General features: G+C 40.1%; 16 protein-coding genes, 1 rRNA gene and 2 riboswitches. Of the genes, 10 read left to right on the forward strand and 7 right to left on the reverse strand.

Annotation, left to right across the window (positions count from 1 at the left end; translation table 11 throughout):
• Together rrf and AC3EA5_RS01735 are read left to right on the forward strand one after the other, a co-directional pair.
• Nucleotides 1-74 (forward strand): 5S ribosomal RNA (gene rrf / locus AC3EA5_RS01730); the annotation flags it as partial.
• A 400-nt stretch (nt 75-474) separates the two neighbouring features.
• A complete protein-coding gene (locus AC3EA5_RS01735; RefSeq protein WP_488606826.1) occupies nt 475-1611 on the forward strand; it encodes a polysaccharide deacetylase family protein in 1137 nt (378 codons plus the stop codon).
• Between the two features lie 59 nt (nt 1612-1670).
• Here the strand turns inward: AC3EA5_RS01735 and AC3EA5_RS01740 are convergent, their stop codons facing one another.
• Nucleotides 1671-2834, reverse strand: a complete 1164-nt coding sequence (locus tag AC3EA5_RS01740) for an aminotransferase class I/II-fold pyridoxal phosphate-dependent enzyme (protein WP_488606827.1) — start codon at nt 2832-2834, stop codon at nt 1671-1673.
• 85 nt (nt 2835-2919) lie between these two features.
• Between AC3EA5_RS01740 and AC3EA5_RS01745 the strand changes: the two genes are divergently transcribed.
• The 7 genes from AC3EA5_RS01745 (at nt 2920) to AC3EA5_RS01775 (ending at nt 10621) form a co-directional block, all read left to right on the forward strand.
• On the forward strand, nt 2920-3717 hold the full coding sequence (locus AC3EA5_RS01745) for a carbon-nitrogen family hydrolase (RefSeq protein ID WP_488606828.1): 798 nt from the start codon (nt 2920-2922) through the stop codon (nt 3715-3717).
• A 79-nt stretch (nt 3718-3796) separates the two neighbouring features.
• Nucleotides 3797-3905, forward strand: a riboswitch (SAM riboswitch).
• 68 nt (nt 3906-3973) lie between these two features.
• Complete coding sequence (locus AC3EA5_RS01750; protein WP_488606951.1) at nt 3974-4987, forward strand: methionine ABC transporter ATP-binding protein; 1014 nt, start codon at nt 3974-3976, stop codon at nt 4985-4987.
• A complete protein-coding gene (locus AC3EA5_RS01755) occupies nt 4977-5648 on the forward strand; it encodes a methionine ABC transporter permease (RefSeq protein ID WP_488606829.1) in 672 nt (223 codons plus the stop codon). The genes AC3EA5_RS01750 and AC3EA5_RS01755 overlap by 11 nt, the downstream gene beginning before the upstream one ends.
• Nucleotides 5649-5666: 18 nt before the next feature.
• Nucleotides 5667-6500: a MetQ/NlpA family ABC transporter substrate-binding protein gene (locus tag AC3EA5_RS01760; protein WP_488606830.1), complete on the forward strand. Its 834-nt coding sequence runs from the start codon at nt 5667-5669 to the stop codon at nt 6498-6500.
• Nucleotides 6501-6515: 15 nt separating this feature from the next.
• Nucleotides 6516-7613: an iron-containing alcohol dehydrogenase family protein gene (locus AC3EA5_RS01765; protein WP_488606831.1), complete on the forward strand. Its 1098-nt coding sequence runs from the start codon at nt 6516-6518 to the stop codon at nt 7611-7613.
• A 96-nt stretch (nt 7614-7709) separates the two neighbouring features.
• The gene (locus tag AC3EA5_RS01770) at nt 7710-8528 is read left to right on the forward strand and encodes a YihY/virulence factor BrkB family protein (RefSeq protein ID WP_488606832.1); all 819 of its coding nucleotides are present in this window, start codon (nt 7710-7712) and stop codon (nt 8526-8528) included.
• 104 nt (nt 8529-8632) lie between these two features.
• On the forward strand, nt 8633-10621 hold the full coding sequence (locus tag AC3EA5_RS01775; RefSeq protein WP_488606833.1) for a catalase: 1989 nt from the start codon (nt 8633-8635) through the stop codon (nt 10619-10621).
• Between the two features lie 409 nt (nt 10622-11030).
• On the opposite strand, the gene AC3EA5_RS01780 is transcribed toward AC3EA5_RS01775, so the two are convergent.
• A complete protein-coding gene (locus AC3EA5_RS01780) occupies nt 11031-11804 on the reverse strand; it encodes a FixH family protein (protein WP_488606834.1) in 774 nt (257 codons plus the stop codon).
• Between the two features lie 235 nt (nt 11805-12039).
• Between AC3EA5_RS01780 and AC3EA5_RS01785 the strand changes: the two genes are divergently transcribed.
• A complete protein-coding gene (locus tag AC3EA5_RS01785) occupies nt 12040-13665 on the forward strand; it encodes a sensor domain-containing diguanylate cyclase (RefSeq protein ID WP_488606835.1) in 1626 nt (541 codons plus the stop codon).
• Between the two features lie 83 nt (nt 13666-13748).
• Here the strand turns inward: AC3EA5_RS01785 and AC3EA5_RS01790 are convergent, their stop codons facing one another.
• From AC3EA5_RS01790 to AC3EA5_RS01810, 5 genes are read right to left on the reverse strand one after another with little or no spacing between them, the layout of a single operon-like run.
• Nucleotides 13749-14309: a GNAT family N-acetyltransferase gene (locus tag AC3EA5_RS01790; protein WP_488606836.1), complete on the reverse strand. Its 561-nt coding sequence runs from the start codon at nt 14307-14309 to the stop codon at nt 13749-13751.
• A gap of 39 nt (nt 14310-14348) precedes the next feature.
• Nucleotides 14349-15110: an energy-coupling factor transporter transmembrane component T family protein gene (locus AC3EA5_RS01795; protein ID WP_488606837.1), complete on the reverse strand. Its 762-nt coding sequence runs from the start codon at nt 15108-15110 to the stop codon at nt 14349-14351.
• The gene (locus AC3EA5_RS01800; RefSeq protein WP_488606838.1) at nt 15100-16521 is read right to left on the reverse strand and encodes an ABC transporter ATP-binding protein; all 1422 of its coding nucleotides are present in this window, start codon (nt 16519-16521) and stop codon (nt 15100-15102) included. The genes AC3EA5_RS01795 and AC3EA5_RS01800 overlap by 11 nt, the downstream gene beginning before the upstream one ends.
• Nucleotides 16514-17113 carry an ECF transporter S component gene (locus AC3EA5_RS01805; protein ID WP_488606839.1) on the reverse strand — a complete coding sequence of 200 codons (600 nt, stop codon included), beginning with the start codon at nt 17111-17113 and terminating at the stop codon, nt 16514-16516. Before AC3EA5_RS01805 ends, AC3EA5_RS01800 begins: the two co-directional genes overlap by 8 nt.
• Before the next feature lies 1 nt (nt 17114).
• Nucleotides 17115-17720, reverse strand: coding sequence for a YkoF family thiamine/hydroxymethylpyrimidine-binding protein (locus AC3EA5_RS01810; protein WP_488606840.1), 606 nt, complete (start codon nt 17718-17720; stop codon nt 17115-17117).
• Nucleotides 17721-17883: 163 nt separating this feature from the next.
• Nucleotides 17884-17990, reverse strand: a riboswitch (TPP riboswitch).
• Nucleotides 17991-17996: the final 6 nt, after the last annotated feature.

Raw genomic sequence — 17996 nt, forward strand, 5'->3', positions numbered from 1 at the left:
AACACGGAAGTTAAGCTCTTTAGCGCCGATGGTAGTTGGGGGTTTCCCCCTGTGAGAGTAGGACGTCGCTAGGCACTAAGAAATCAGTACCGAGAGGTACTGGTTTTTTTGTGTTCTTTTTTAGGTTGAGCGTGGTAGGGGAAATCGTGACATTCTAGAATTCGCGGGTCTTATTCAAGGATTGGATGAGGCTGTTCTTCAATTGGCCGTTGCTATTCTAGAATTCGCATGGGCTATTCAAGGATTCGGGCATCACATTCTAAAATTCACGAATTCCAAACAATTTAACGCGCAAGAATGGTGTCAGTTGGCTCACCAACTGACACGTTTTCTGTTTGTGGTTCTTTTTTTATCGGAACATAGGATTTCTTAATTTAAAAAGTACTACAAATATTTTTAACGATTATGAAACTACCAGAAAAGTTTGCTTCATACACTGTCTAAGAAGTTAGATAGTTAAAGGAGCTAAGAATTATGAACTCATACCGAAACATGATCATCATATTAATTTTTGCGATGTGCATCATTTTATGGCCTAACCAAGGACATGCTACTGCCGAATCAAACCGTTTTGTTGCTTTGCATGATCGAATGTTACATTTTGAAAAAGGAGAAGTTCGAATTGTAAATGGACAGATGATTGTTCCTTTTGAAAAAATGGCACAATATTTGTATGCTGACATTGTAAAAACCGAAGATAAAATTGTGATTACTAAAAATGGAACATCAATATCATTTGATTACCACACAAAAGAAACGTTTGTTAATGAGGTCAACGAAGAGACGAATGCCATTCAAATGATGAATGATGTTCTTTATATACCTATCCGTTTTCTTGGCGAAGTAACAGGTTTTAATGTTGAGTATTTGTCTTCCATTTTAACTGCGAGACTTACTTCAGAAACCTATCCGCATGTTAGTAATCAAGATTTTATTAATAAAGTCGTAAAAGATCGGAAACCACCAGTGCCTGTACCTTCAGATAAGCCAATAGTGTATTTAACTTTTGACGATGGACCAAACCGTTATACGAGTGTTCACTTACAAATTTTAAGAGAATACAAAGTTAAGGGGACATTCTTTTTTATTGGGGAAGATGTTCAAAGACACCCTTCTATAGCGAGTCAAACATTTTTAGATGGTCATTATCTAGGCCTTCACAGTATGACACATGAAAAAAAGAAGGTGTACGCGAATGCAGGGGCATTCATGAAAGAAATGCAAACGGAGAACGATTTACTTAAGAAATTGACGGGACATACATCTACTTTGGTTCGTGCTCCTTATGGTAGTACCCCTCATGTGACATCATCTATGCGTGAATTGTTAAAGAGGAATGGTTATAAAATGTGGGACTGGGATGTTGATACAGTTGATTGGAAGATAAAAGAGGAGAACTTTACGCAAATCGTAAAGAATGTACAAGTTGGGGTTGAGAAAGCTAGACTAGCAAAAGATAAACAAATCGTCGTATTGCTTCATGATCGTCCGCAGACAAATAAAGCCTTGCCCCAAATCATTGAATGGCTAAAGAAACAGGGATATTCGATTCAACGGTATAGTCCGGAACAACATGTTAGTCAAAACTTTTGGAGAGATCAGGGCCTCTAAAAGCAAGAATATAATGCAGGGGAACATCCATCAAATAAAAGTTCCCCTGCATCATTTTATTAAAAAATTCCTAATTTCCCAATCCGTTCAACCGCTTCTTCCAATCGGTTTTCATCCACTAGCAATCCAACTCGAATATACCCTTCACCAAATTCACCGAAGCCATTTCCTGGGGCTACAGCTACATCAGCTTCCTCTAAAAGTTTGTCTGCAAACTCTTGGCTTGTGTATTCGGTTGGAACTGGTAACCACGCAAAAAATGACCCTTTAGGGGCTACTACTTCCCATCCAATCTTTTGACAGGCGTTAATAAAGACATTTCTACGACTTTCATATAGTTCCACTAATGCGGTAACGTTTACTTGATGATCACTTAAAGCGGTTACTGCGGCATGTTGGATTGCTGGAAATAGACTAACGAATAAATGATCTTGAATCACATTCAAGGCTTCGATCATTTCTTTATTCCCTACGGCAAAACCGACTCTCCAACCAGCCATATTATAGGTTTTGGACAATGTATACATTTCAATTCCAATATCTTTTGCGCCAACTGCTTGCAAGAAACTGATTGGCTTTTCACACTCAAATCCAATGGCTCCATAGGCAAAATCGTGAGACACTGCGATATCATTTTCTTTGGCAAATGCCACTGTTTTATTGAAAAATTCAAGGTCTGCTGTAGCTCCTGTTGGGTTGTTCGGGTAGTTCAAGTACATCAGTTTTGCACGCTCTTTGCTTTCATCAGAAATCGCATTGTAATCAGGTAAAAAGTGATTTTTTGCAACGAGTGGCAACGTTTCATATTGGACATCTGCCAAAACAACGCCAGACAAATAATCTGGGTAACCTGGGTCCGGTAGCAACATTAAATCACCGGGGTTTAATACAGCCATCGGCAGTTCGACAAGACCAATTTTCGTGCCAAATAATATCGCTACTTCTGTAGAAGGATCGATATCGACATTGTATTCTCGTTTATAAAATGCAGATGCCGCTTCTTTTAATTCACTAATTCCTCGGAAGGGTGAATACTTATGTGATAACGGGTTCTCTGCAGACTCTTGAAGGGCTTTTACGATATGTGGAGGAGTGGGTTGGTCTGGATTTCCTTGACCAAGGTTAATGACATCGCGTCCTTCTGCCACTGCTGCACCGACTTTTTGAACGAGTGAAGCAAAAAATTGTGGTGGCAATTGTTGTAGTTTATTTGATAGTTTCATGATTTTTCCTCATTTTCTGAAATAGTTGCAATCATCAGCCAAATCTTATAATCTTTTCTTTATCTTGTCTATAGGTGGTGTACTCATGAAAATCGCTTGCATTCAGCTCGACATTGAGTTTGGAGAACCTAAAAAAAATTTTCACAAGGTTCAAACATTGATTGAGCAAGTGGCAAAAGAAGGTGCAGAGTTAGTTGTTTTACCAGAAATGTGGAATACCGCCTATGCGTTAACCGAATTAGAAGAGCTAGCTGATCGCGAAGGAGAACAAACAAAACAATTTCTGTCTGAGCTAGCCGTAAAACACCATATTCATATTGTGGGAGGATCGGTTTCCACGAAAAAAGGTGACCGGTTTTATAACACGATGTATGTATATACCAACAAAGGAGAGCTTGTCGCAGAATATGACAAAGCTCATTTGTTCCGATTGATGGATGAACATCTGTATTTACATGCTGGAAATAAAGATAATTTATTTTCTCTAGGTTCTATACGTGCAAGTGGCGTAATATGCTATGATATTCGATTTCCTGAATGGCTTAGAGCACATGCATTAGCAGGTGCTGACGTGATATTTGTCCCAGCGCAATGGCCAGAATCTCGAATTGACCATTGGAAACTACTACTTCAAGCTCGAGCAATTGAAAATCAATATTTTGTCATTGCCGTAAATCGTATTGGGCAAGACCCCAACAACCGATTTAATGGGCAGTCGATGGTGATTGCACCTTGGGGTAAAATCTTATGGATTGGTGGTGAACATGAAGAGTATGCTCTAATTGATGTGGATTTTTCTGAGGTAGAAGAAGTGCGTCAACGAATCCCTGTTTTCGAAGATCGAAGACCGACTCTTTACAAACCCCTTTTTGAAAATGAATAAAGTATTTTCAAAAAACATTTGACACCTTTATAAAAACATCGTAAGATTTAGTTCGAAACACAAAACAATTACATATTGGAAATTATCAAGAGAGACCGAGGGATAGGCCCTATGACGTCCAGCAACCCCCAACAGATGTTGGGAAGGTGCCAATTCCTACAGAATGAACTCATTCTGAAAGATAAACCAAAATCCATTTTTCGGTGCCTCTTTCATGATGAAAGGGGTATTTTTTATGGTCAAAAAGGAGACTGCCATGATACATATTGAGAATCTGTCTAAAGAATACAAAACGAAAAAAGGAACGGTAATAGGAGTAGATCAGGTTAATCTTTCCATAACCGAAGGCGAAGTATTTGGAATTGTGGGTTATTCGGGAGCAGGTAAAAGTTCGCTTCTCCGATGTATTAACCTACTGGAACAACCAACCAGTGGAAGTATTATGGTAAACGGTCGAGATTTAACGAAATTAAAAGGAAAAAATCTTCGAAACGCTAGATTAAAGATCGGCATGATTTTTCAGCACTTTTATTTAATTAGTCAAAAGACGGTTGGTGAGAATATTGCATTCGCATTAAAAGCGGCAAACACTCCAAGAAGAGAAATTAAATCACGTGTTTTGGAACTGCTTGAAATGGTTGGGTTATCAGAAAAAAAGGATGTGTACCCAGCACAGTTAAGTGGTGGACAAAAGCAACGAGTGGGAATTGCTCGAGCACTGGCTAATAATCCAACTGTTCTGTTGTGTGATGAAGCTACTTCAGCACTGGATCCAAACACCACCTTATCAATTTTACGTTTACTTAAAAAGATTAATCGAGAGTTAAACATCACAATTGTACTCATTACGCATGAAATGAATGTGGTGAAAGAAATTTGTGACCGAATGGCTGTCATGCAGGATGGTCGAGTTGTTGAAGAAGGCTCTGTTTATGAAATTTTCTCAAACCCACAAGCTGAATTGACAAAAGAGTTCATTAGCAGTGTGGTGTCGTTTGAAGTTCCTGAGGCCATCTTAAATAAAGTCACAGGAAGTATTATCAAAGTTTTGTTTAAAGGAAATGTGGCTGGAGAAGGTGTCATTTCGGATACAGTTCAGCAGTTTGATGTACGAGGGAATTTCTTGCATGGCGCGATTGAATATATTCAGGAAGTTCCACTCGGTTTGTTTTTGATGGAACTTCAAGGCCACCCGGCAAACATCAATCGATCGATTAGTTATATGGAAGGCCGAGGGGCTTTAGTGGAGGTGATTCGTAATGGGCATTGATATACAACATGTTATTGAAATGTGGCCAGATATTTTAAAAGCTTTTAACCAAACACTTTACATGATTGGTGTTTCACTGACTGTTGCAATTGTCATTGGATTACCGCTTGGGATCGTACTATTCATAACGGATAGGGGATTGATATTAGAAAATCGTTTTTTGAAATCAACACTTGGTTTTATCGTGAACCTGATCCGTTCGATTCCATTTATTATTTTGTTAGTCGCGCTGCTTCCATTAACTCAGATAATTGTCGGGTCAAAGATTGGACCTGAAGCAGCAAGTGTTTCGTTATCAGTTGCTGCTATTCCATTCTTTGCACGTATCGTAGAAACATCGTTACGCGAAATCGATAAGGGAGTTATTGAAGCCGCTGTGGCTGTAGGTGCAACACCTTGGATGATTATCAAAGATGTTTTATTGCCCGAAGCCAAATCGAGTATTGTGCAAGGAATTACGATGACCATTATTAGTCTTGTTGCATACTCAGCAATGGCAGGTGTAGTGGGTGGTGGTGGAATTGGTGACTTAGCTATTCGTTTTGGCTATTACCGATACGACGATACCATCATGATTGTGACGGTAGTGATTTTAATTGTTCTCGTTCAAATCGTTCAACAACTGGGTGATTGGACGGCTAAAGCAATAGATAAAAGATAAAAAGGGAGAGAAAAAGAGATGAAAAAGGTTTTATTCACAATGATTTTACTAGTTTTAGCTGTAGCGCTTGCTGCATGTGGAGGGAATGACAATGAATCTAAAGGAAATGCAGATAACGACAAATCTGTGAAGTTAGGTGGAACAGCGGGTCCATATAGCGACATGCTTAAAAAAGCAATTCAACCAGCTTTAGAAGCAAAAGGATATGAAGTGAAAATTATTGAATTCAGCGATTATATACAACCAAATGTTGCCTTAGAAAGTGGAGATATCGATGCAAATCTATTCCAGCACTCGATTTACTTAGAGAATTTCTCGAAGGAAAATGATATGGATTTGACGGGATTAATCACAGTGCCTACTGCACCGATGGGTATTTACTCAAATACATATTCATCTATTGAAGATATTAAAGATGGTGCAACAATTACAATTCCTAATGACCCAGTGAATGCGGCACGTACATTTTTAATCTTGCAAGACCATGGGTTAATCGAACTGAATCCAGATGCTGAGCCGTTAACGGTATCCGAAAAAGATATCGAAAAGAATGTGAAAAACTTAGTGTTTCAACCAATTGAAGCAGGTCAGCTACCACGTTCAGTTGATAGTGCTGATCTAGCAGCTGTCCCTGGAAACTTTGCTTTAGCTGCTGAAATGGATTTACTCGATGCGTTGGTTTTAGAAAACATGCCTGACCAATATCGGAATGTAGTGGCCGTTACAACAGCAAATAAAGATTCGCAGCTAGCAAAAGATTTAGTGGAAATAGTGGAATCACCAGAATTCGAAGAACTAATTGATGCTGAATTTGAAGGCTTTGGGAAACCAGAGTGGATGAAAAACCGCTAAGAGAGAAGGGCTTTTGTGGAAGACATCATAGTTCGAGCAGGACCAGCTGAATATGTATGCACAAGTGGGGTATTAAACCTCCTGGAGTTGAAGTTGACAGCGAGGGGGATCAAGCGTGTTCTTCTTCTAACAGGTGAACAATCTTGGCAAGCTGCCACCAATTACTTTCCGAACTTAAATGAAGTTATATTAATACACCTCTTTTATAACGGAGAATGTTCCTTAAGTGAAATTCGTCGTGTGACCAATTTGGCACGTACTCATGAAGTAGATGCAATCATCGGTGTTGGTGGTGGCAAAGTACTGGATATAGTTAAAGCATCAGCTTACCACAGCCATACAAAGTCGGTTTTAATTCCAACAATCGCTGCAAACTGTGCGTCTTGGACACCACTTAGTGTGATTTATACGGATGAAGGTGTGATGACCCATTATGAGGTTTATCCAAAAAGTGTCGATCTGCTTTTAATCGAACCACATATTTTACTAAAAGCTCCTATTGTCTATCTCATTGCGGGAATCGGAGATACACTTGCCAAATGGTATGAAGCTGATGTGCAAATAGGGAAATTAAACGAACTCCCAGTGGCACTCAAAATAGCGCATTATTCAGCCAGGTTATGTGCGGATGAAATGTTCGATTATGCAGAACAAGCGGTTAGTGATGCGAAGGAAGTACAAATATCAAACGCATTTATCAAGGTAGTTGAATCCATAATGATGCTGGGTGGAATGGTTGGAGGTTATGGTGACAAGTTTGGGAGAATTGCCGGTGCTCATTCCATTCATAATGGAATAACGGTTGCACCTGAGTCACACGAAGCGCTTCATGGAAATAAAGTAGCATACGGAATTTTAGTGCAGTTATTATTAGAAAATAAACAAGTTGAACTTGAGCAATTGATTCCATTTTATCAAGCACTCGGGTTACCTATCTCACTCCAAGATTTAAATATTTCGAATAAGTGGATTGATGAAATTGCACAACTCGCTACACGAGACGAAGAATCTATACATTTCATGAGAGATGAAAAAGTGACTCCTCTTGAAGTAGCCGATGTGATGAGGAAATGGGAAGCTCAATGGGTTCTAGATCCTTCATTAATTGAATAAAGTATAAAGCCCGTACAGATTGTGCGGGCTTTTTCTTGCTCAATAGCCTATATATCCGTCACAATGACTGTATGAACAAACTTGGAGGAACAAAAGATGAAACTTGTAACCCGTGTGATTAAGCGTTTTTTTTCGGAACGTTTTTTCGATGAAGCAGCTCAAACTGCGTATTATTTATTGTTATCTGTTTTTCCTTTCCTTATATTTATTATTTCCTTAATAAGCTTCTTCCCTGTTGATGCCAATCAAATATTAGATTTCTTAAGACCTTTTGCACCAGGTGAATCCTTTCGGTTCATTGAAGATAATGTGTTGAATATTTTAGAAGAAGATAAGGGTCGAGTATTGTCACTCAGTTTAATCGCAGCTTTTTGGATTTCGTCCATGGCCGTTCAAGCTCTTGCTCGTGCACTAAATGAAGCAAACGGAATCAAAAGTACACTTCCATATTGGAAAAGTTTACTCCGTGATTTAGGCGTTACCTTATTATTTATGACTTTGGTGCCCTTATCACTGTTCTTACCATTTCTAGAAAGCGGATTGCACTGGGTGGTCTCACGAGCTGGTACGCTCGATGAATGGCAAGGCTGGATCTATATTTGGCCAGGCGTTAAATGGGGACTAGGAACAGTATTTCTATTCTTATTTTTCCTTCTATTTTATAAAATCGTTCCAAGTAATCGACTTACTTTTTTTGAGGTGTGGCCAGGCGCTTTATTATCAGCGGTAGGTTGGCAAATTGTCTCGTTACTGTTTGCCGATTACGTGTCAAACGTTAATTACACACGATTGTATGGGCAATTATCAGGGATAATCGTGCTAGTACTGTGGTTTTATTTAACAGCTGTGGTCATTTTATTGTCAGGTTTACTCATTGCAGAACTACGAAAAAATCGTTTGATGATTCGAGATTAACACAAGACTTTTATACCCATTTCCTATATTCATGTTTCCCACACAGTCCTCGTGGTAAAGAATAGAGATAGAGTATTCTGAAATTCACTATAGGAGGCATCGGAATGGGGAAAAATAGCAAAGATGAACAGTTAGAACAATTTCGAGTAGATGATCGAGATCAAAAAATGACAACGAATCAAGGATTAAAGGTATCTGAAGATGAATTTTCGCTAAAAGCTGGCGTTCGCGGTCCCACATTATTGGAGGACTTTCAGTTTCGTGAAAAAATGACCCATTTTGATCATGAACGAATTCCTGAGCGAATTGTTCATGCGAGAGGCTATGCCGCCCATGGAGAATTTGAATTGTATGAATCCATGGCTTCCTATACAAAAGCTGGTTTTTTAAATGACACGTCCACTAAAACACCTGTGTTTGTGCGTTTCTCAACGGTAGCTGGTTCTAGAGGTTCTGGTGAAACGGTACGAGATGCACGTGGATTTTCAACGAAGTTTTATACGCAAGAAGGTAACTACGATTTAGTAGGAAACAACATTCCCGTATTCTTTATTCAAGATGCGATTAAATTCCCGGATTTAGTGCATGCATTAAAACCGGAACCTCATAATGAAATGCCGCAAGCTGCAAGTGCTCATGATACATTTTGGGATTTTGTAGCGAATAATCAAGAGTCGGCGCATATGGTTATGTGGGCAATGTCTGACAGAGCGATTCCTCGAAGCTTCCGAATGATGGAAGGATTCGGTGTACATACGTTCCGTTTTGTAAACGCAGAAGGTGTTGCTCACTTTGTTAAATTCCATTGGAAACCTGTTTTAGGTGCTCACTCCTTAGTGTGGGATGAAGCACAGAAGATTAACGGGAAAGATCCCGATTTCCATCGACGCGATTTGTACGAATCCATTGAAAACGGAGATTTCCCTGAATATGAACTAGGGGTTCAGTTATTAGCGGAAGAAGACGAATTTAAATTTGATTTTGACGTATTGGACCCAACTAAATTATGGCCGGAAGAAGATGTGCCGGTTAAACTCATTGGGAAAATGACGTTGAATCGTAACGTAGATAATGTGTTCGCGGAAACCGAACAAGTAGCATTCCATCCGGGTCATGTTGTACCGGGCATTGATTTTACAAATGATCCACTCTTACAAGGTCGTTTATTCTCATACACGGACACGCAATTAATTCGACTTGGTGGTCCGAATTTCCATGAGCTGCCGATTAATCGACCAGTCTGTCCGTTCCATAACAACCAAAGAGATGGGTATGGCCGTATGACGATTAATAAAGGTCCTGTGAGCTATCATAATAACTCTCTTGCAAATAACACGCCGGCTACTTCTACACCTGAAGAGGGCGGATATGAGCACTACCAAGAGAAGATGGAAGGTCGAAAAGTTCGCAATCGTAGCGATAGCTTTAGAGATCACTTTACTCAAGCAACGATGTTTTGGAACAGTATGAGTCAGCCTGAGAAACAACATATTACAGATGCTTTCTGCTTTGAAATTGGGAAAGTGAAAAACAAGTCTGTTCAACAACAAGCAGTAGACATGTTTGCGAATGTTGACTTAGATTTAGCAAAAACTGTTGCGGATGCTGTTGGTGCGAATATGCCAACAGGTGGTGGTAGCGAAGTCACGAAAGCCTCACCAGCACTTAGCCAAGAAAATATGGTGAAGAAACCAGATACACGTAAAGTTGGTTTAATCGCCAATAAAGACGGTGATGCGTCTAGCCTTCAGAAATTAGTACAAGCATATAAAGGGGCGGGCTTAAATGTCGAAATCATCAGCGATAAGTTAGGGAACATTGGTGAATTACCAATTGACCATACCTTCTTAACTGCTGACCCTGTATTGTTTGATGCTATTTATGTGGCGAGTATGAAAGAGGATAAAAAGTTCATGAAAGAGAGCGAGCGTTATGTAACTGAAGCGTTCAATCACTTTAAAGCGGTTGGTGCTTCGACAAGTGCTGGTTCTGTATTGGAAGGGAAAGAAGGTCCAGGTGTCGTTAAAGGGGAGGAAACTCAACCTTTCGTTGATGCAGTTACTGCACATCGACATTGGCAACGAGAAGTGTAACATGTAGGGTTTTGATTAAAGGTTTAGTTTAATTTTCGTGCCATAGACTGGTTCCTACTTACTTGTCCAATAATGTCAGTGAGTAGGAAGATGTTCTAAAAGACAACCTTTACCCTTTTCTCTTACTAATATTATGTGGCTGATTTTCATTGCAGTGGACGCTTTCCGGGGGGCACGGCTTTAGCCGCTTCCCTCGCGGGGCTCAGTCCAGGGTCTAAAGCTCGTGCTAATCCCCTCGGAGTCGCCACCTCCATTTCAATCAGCAAAAGCAAATCAGAAATAGCTCACATCATAAATGGTACAAGCGAGTTTTTCAGAGAACCGCAAAACAAAATCAAAAACAGTTGGAGAAAAATAATCATTTTTCTCCAACTGTTTTTATTTGATCTTTAATTGGTATCCTCTTATTTCATTTCACTATATAAGTGTTCACTACGTGATCATGAATGTCGTCACCTTTAGTTACATGAACTTGGACTTCGTACGTGCCTGATTCGGTAAAGGTAAATTCAACTTGGTATTTACCAGGTTCATTTTCAGAAGCTTCTACCCAGTGGTGGAAATCCGCATCATTACGGACGATTTCGTATTGAACTCGTGCACCTTCAAGTGGTGACTCTGACATGGAGATGGTAGCAGTTAGTTCAACGGCTTCTCCAACTGTTGCTGTTCCATCTTCAAACTCAATCGTTGCTCCAGGACCGTGATGTTCAGCTGCTTCACTGTGTGAAGTTGTTTCAGTAGTTGAATTCGCTTCAGTAGTGGTATTTGCTACTTCCTCACCAGTTACCTCAATGGTTTTAGTAGGCATGGTATGCATATTTCGTGCAGTTACATGTGATGTAATATCATACACTCCAGCTTCTTCAAAACGATAGGATGTAGAATAATTCTTGTCTTTATTTAACGTGCCATCGATCATTTCTTTTTCGCCAGTCGACTTGTTTAAAACTTCAAATTTGACTTCATTTGCATCTTCTACAATCTCTTCACCTTGTGTTACCTTCGCAATAAATTCAACTTCTTCTCCCGTAACGCCTTTTTCAGGGACGGTTAGTTCCACCATTAACATCTCAGGTACTTCATCGTCTGACATCGAGTGATTATTATGATTCTCTTCAGCACCACATGCACTTAATATAACTGAAAGGACTAGTGTAATTCCTATTAAAAATCGGTTCATAGTGTATAGCCTCTTTTCTCATATATGCTGTCATTGTAGCAAATCTAGTCCAAACATGGTGTGACAAAACCTCGAACAGTTTTGAATGAGATGAATGTCAAAATCTATATTAGAATAATATGGCGAATTCGTGTAAAGAAAGAAATTTCTAAAAGAGAATAATTTAAATAAAACCCAGTTTTTCCTTGTAAATCATGTTAATATATTACTTTATGACTAGTTTGGAGGGATTTATATGTCTGTATACTTAAGAACAATTGTGACCCTGTTATTTGCAGGCATGTTAACGATTTTAACCTTCTTATTAGGTTCAATTTTTACAGAAAAAGCAACGGATGTTGTTCAAAAAGAAGTGGGTCAATCTTTGGCGGGTTATTCTTTCCAAATGGCGGATAAATTAGATTTGTTTATGGCAACTCGATTCAAAGAAGTTCAATTAGTGGGTAGCCTTCCTGCTTTTCGCAATCAGGATTTGGAAAAAGAACAAATTTTAATAGACGAGTTAAAATCGAAATTCCCTACTTTTTCATGGATTGGTCTAACGGATGCACAAGGCAAAGTGATTGCTTCAAGTGACGGTATATTAAAAGGTGAATCGATTGCGGAGCGACCTGTTTTCTTGAATGCTCAGAAAGAACCGTTTATTGGAGATGTACATGAAGCGGTTTTATTAGCAAAACTTTTGCCGAACCCAAGTGGAGAACCTCTGCAATTTGTAGATATTAGTGTTCCCATTTTTGATGAAAATAAAGAATTCCTTGGAGTGCTTGCGACCCATTTAAGCTGGGAATGGGCAGAAGAAGTCAAGTCCACCTTAACAAATACACCAAATCTAGAAGATAAATTCGATGTTTTTATTGTAAGTCAACGAGATAATACGATTATTTTAGGACCGACAGGCATGGTTGGAAAGCCTATAGAGAAACAAATCTTGGGCGATCAAGAGTATTCCGAGGACCAGTGGTCAGTTACGGAGTGGGTGGATAATAAAACCTATGTAATGGGTAGTACTCTTGGAGATGGACATGCAGATTATGCGGGTTTAGGTTGGACAGTACTGGTACGGCAGCCAATTGATATTGCATATGAGGCCATTAATGAATTGGAACAATTTATGTGGGTCATCGGTGGAGTCGCTATTTTGCTGTTTTCAATGATTGGATGGGTTATAGCCGATCAGATAGCACGTCCAATACGTAAGATTGCGGCAGCCGCTCGCGAAATAGGTGAAGGAAAGCGTAGCGAAATACCGGTTATTCATGGAGTGAAGGAAGTCGAGGAGTTGTCCGTGTCGATTCGAAACATGGTTCAAACCATTACGACGACTCAAACAGCTTTGACTGAAATGGAATCTCTGGCACATCAAGACACATTAACGGGCTTGCCTAACCGTATTGCCCTTTATGAAAAAATGGAAACAACGCTATTGACGAGTGATGAAAAATGGCTCATATTCTTTATGGATTTAGATGGATTTAAACAAGTGAATGATCAATACGGACATTTAGCTGGTGATCTTGTTTTACAAGTAGTAGCTGAACGTTTAACTAATTTTGCTAATGAAAATCAATTTGTATCGAGACTCGGTGGGGATGAATTTGTTTTCCTAACAACTAGTTCGAAAAATGATTCCATTCAAGAAGGGCAAGCTTGCATGGATGAAATTATTTCACTTATTTGTGAACCGATTTTATTAAAAAAAGCCAGAGTCACAATAGGGTGTAGTATCGGTGCAGCTATTTATCCGATTGATAGTGACCATCCAATCGAAGCTATGCACTTGGCAGATGAAGCATTGTATGAATCCAAACAAAATGGCAAAAACCAAGGGACTTTTTATAGGAATAAACGAAACGCATAGCCTGGGCTATGCGTTTTTGAATAAAATGCGTTGATTTCCATTGCGGTGGACGCTTTCCGCAAGCGAAAGAAATAGCCAACCACTTAGATTCTTTTCGCCATATGGTGGAACTGTCCGCCATAAATGACCCACGGCTCAGCGATTTGGTAGCCGAGGCGTTCATATAAGCGAATAGCTGCTTCTTTCTCGATTTCTACATTGAGTGCTAACTTCGTACTTTCTTCTTCGCGTGCAACCACTTCTGCATGCTTCAATAATAAACTGCCAATTCCTTGCCCTCGGAATTGGGGATCTACACAAACGGTATCAATATAGTACTCATCCACATGAGCTTCAGGGGGAATGACAACAGGAAGTCCATTTTTCTCTTCCAGCCACTCGACTAAATTAGCATCAAGTTGTAATGCTTGAGCACCTGTATAAAACACCATTACACCGACGACGTCCTTGTCCGTTTCGGCAATCCATGTGTTTAAGAAAGAATGTCGATTTTCTTGGCGTTTAAATAAGGCAATCATTTCGTGTTCGACTGCAATTGGGTTTGTTTCGCCGGTCATTTGTTCAGCAATATTTCCAATGGCATCCAAGATTAGTGGAACGGCTACCTCTGCATCAGTCGGTTTTGCTTTTCGTATACTCACCATTACGGTCAACTCCTTGATTCCACTATAACAAATTTTCCTCTAGGACAACTGCCATCCAGTGAAACAGCATCCGATTAGCAAAATGAGTAGAAGAACGCTCAGAAGTCCGTCCCGTAAGTTGAGTGAGATGGGTTCATAAAATACCTCTCGTTTTTCTCCAGTAAACCCTCGAGCCTCCATAGCAAAAGCTGCTCTTTCAGCTCGTCGAACCGCACTTGAAAGTAAGGGAATAACCAATCTCTTTGTGCCAATGATTCTTTTCCATTTCTGCTTTTCAGCACCGATGCCTCTTAATCGATGAGCGTGACGTATTTGAATAAATTCTTCCTTTACGACCGGTAAAAATTGATACCCTACCATTACTCCATAAGCGAGTTTTGGTGATAGTCGTAATTGCTGCATTAAACTCATGACGAATTTCACTGGATCCGTAGTTAATGCAAACATGAACGACATAGCAGAGAAGGCAAAAACGCGAAAGGCTAATGATAAAGCAGTTTCCCATTGTTGGTCGGTAACTGACCACCCATTCCATGAAAAGAGTATCTCTCCTGACGTGTCTGCAGCGAAAACGATTGTTGTCCATAAATAACCAATTGCAGTGAAAGCAATTGGAATCATCAATAAACCCCACAATCGCCAATTGACCTGACTAAATACAACTTGAAAAAAAGTAATTCCTATAAAAAACAGGAAAGGGGTCCAAGGGTTAAAAAACCAGGCTAACGTTAACATCGAAACAATGACTACGATAAATTTCATACTTGGATTCATATCATGTAACCACATTTTAATAGGCATATGAATAATCTCCTACCGGTGCTACTAATTGATGATCTGACAGTAAAGCGGTTTGATTCCAAAAATGGTGCGTGTCAAACCTACCAGTAAGTTCGCCATCTTTCATTAAATAAATCGTATCAGCAATGGCTTTTGCAAAAGACATATCATGCGTGACAATTAAAATCGAAATTCCTTCTTTCGCTTGCAGATCCAGTAAGTAAAACAATTCGAGAAGGGCAGATGCATCTTGCCCGGAAGTTGGTTCATCGAGTAAAAGGACAGGTCTTTGATCTGCGAGCATGGCCCCAATCGCCACTCGTCTCTTTTGTCCATGACTCACCGAAAAAGGATGGGCATCTTGAATTTCGTCTAATCGTAAACGTTCCATTATGTCTAAAATCTGCTCATTACTTGAATGATTGGAGAATCGAATTTCTTCAGACACGCGCTGCGTGACAAATAAATGTTCGGGGGATTGAGGGACATATCCTGGAAGATGCCCCACACAATTTATGCTTCCTTCTGACTTATTGTAAATTCCGCAAATTGTCTTGAGAAAGGTGGATTTTCCACAGCCATTTGGTCCGGCTAACACAGCTATTTCACCTCTATGCAATTGCATCGAGATATTTTGTAACAGCCTTTGGTTATTTATTGATACAGAGATTTGATGTGCTTCAAAAATAACTTCTTCTTCCATTGACGAAGATCGTTTTGGAAATGCAATGGCTGAGCTCACAGGATTATCTTCAGTTAAGAAAGAGCCACCAACATGAATCGCTCGTGTAAAGAAAGTTCCCCATAAATCCAACCGATGCTCCACCACGACAATCGTCATCGATTGCGAAACTTGAAGTTCATTTAACCAATGTACATAATGTCGCGCCGTTAATGGGTCCAGGTGGGCGAGCGGTTCATCTAGTAATAAAACCTGGGGCTCCATTAATAGTGCACACGCTGTGGCTACTCGTTGCTTCATTCCCCCAGAAAGGGTTTGAATGGTTGCTTTTCTAAGATGTGTTAGTCCTAATGTTGAAAGTGTGTTCGTAATGCGAGATTCCATTTCAAGGCGGCTGATATGACCAAAATTCTCTAATGTGAAAGCCATTTCCTGTTCAACCGTCGGCATACAAAACTGTGATTCGGGATCTTGAAAGACAGTAGCGATTCTTTGGTTGATTTCCCCAGGTTTGTAGCTGGCTGCGTCTTTATTAAAGAGCGTAATGGAACCATCCAAAATACCGTCACAGTTAGAAGGATACAGACGGTTCATCAAATAGAGCAAAGTGCTCTTGCCGCACCCACTTGGACCGAACAACACAGCACGTTCCCCTGCTTCGATTGAAAATGAAACCCCTGTAAAGATAGGGGTTAGATCCTCAGGAAAACGAAAAGAAACTTCGTTAAAATCGATAATGGGATTACTCAAGAATCTCACCTTTTAATTGGCGATACTTAATAGAATCTTGTGAAATGGCATACCCACGTAGTGCTCCGCTTGCTAGCAAACCATCGGACAGGTATTTTCCACCTAGTCCTGCAATCACAGCCCCACTGATGACTCGAAGTGTAAACATCCATGCTAATAAAGAAGGGTCTAAGGCAGCGTACCCAGAAACGAAAAATCCATAAACAAAACTAAATACCGCTGAACCGATTCCCGCTAAACAGAGAACCCACCAGTCATAACGCTTATATCCAGTAGCCGCAAATGCCGCTTCAGCTCCCAAACCTTGAACAATGCCTGACAATATTAATCGAGGGCCGACAGCATTGCCAATCATGACTTCAATAATGGCAGCCATTGTTTCTGAGAGTAAGGCAGCACCGGGCTTACGAATGATATACGCACTGATGATCGATACGATAAACCAAATGCCAAACATCCATTCATAAGCAATTGGACCAATGACCCCAGCCCATATATTTCCGACGTGAACGAACAGGAGATAAACAACAGCAAAAACGACTGCAAATACAGACAACAAAACAACTTCTTTTAACTTCCAGGACTTCAACATATTATTGTTCCTCCCTGTGAGAAGGGCTATTAATGCTCATATTCACGGTCATCACTAAATGGGAATGCTCTGCTGAACGCGCATGAGAGAATGACTCTTCTAAAAAGGCAAAGACATCATGAATGTCTCCGTGAAGTCCACTCGCGTAATGCATGGATTCGTTATATACACCATGCTCTTTCGCGCGGTCGATTTCTTTGTAAATGACAGACATATAATCCGGGTTGTTCATCGGATATAGGGCGAATTGAGAAGAAACATACTGCTTGATTCCTTGGATTTGTGGCGTGTTTAACAGAACATCATCCTTTTCTAAATAAACATCCCCCTGCGTATCACCAGGACAACCGATTGAAAAAGTGCCATTGAAAGCTACATGGGTACCTGTTTTCGCTGCATACAAAACGATCGCTTTCGCGGTATCAAAAACATGCATTTCCTTTCCTCGCATAACGGTACTCACATCGTCCGTATGCATCCACACATTGGATGTGTCCGCTTCGCGTAAAGCCCCTTTAATAATGTCGATGAAATTGTCCGCCATTGGGTGAATGGAAAATCGTAGACCCACAATCGGACTAGTACCACAACTAAACTCTTGTTTCATTCTTCTTCCTCCTATGGTGCCTGGTACACACACAATTCAAGAACGATTCTGAATTGAATCGAAGTTGTGTGTGTACCTGGCACCAGTATTTTGTTTGGAACACAATAAAAACAGCTGCATTCGATTGGAATGCAGCTGTTTGAGCCAAAGAAAAAAGAATTCGGCAAAAGTAGCCGCACTTCCTCACGCCAGTATTACCTGGATCGAGTGTTAAGGGATCGGAGCAAATGCTCTCATCTCAGCCAACATATAGCACCCCTAGTGCAGAAATCGTAT

Source organism: Paenisporosarcina sp. (genome assembly GCF_057785155.1).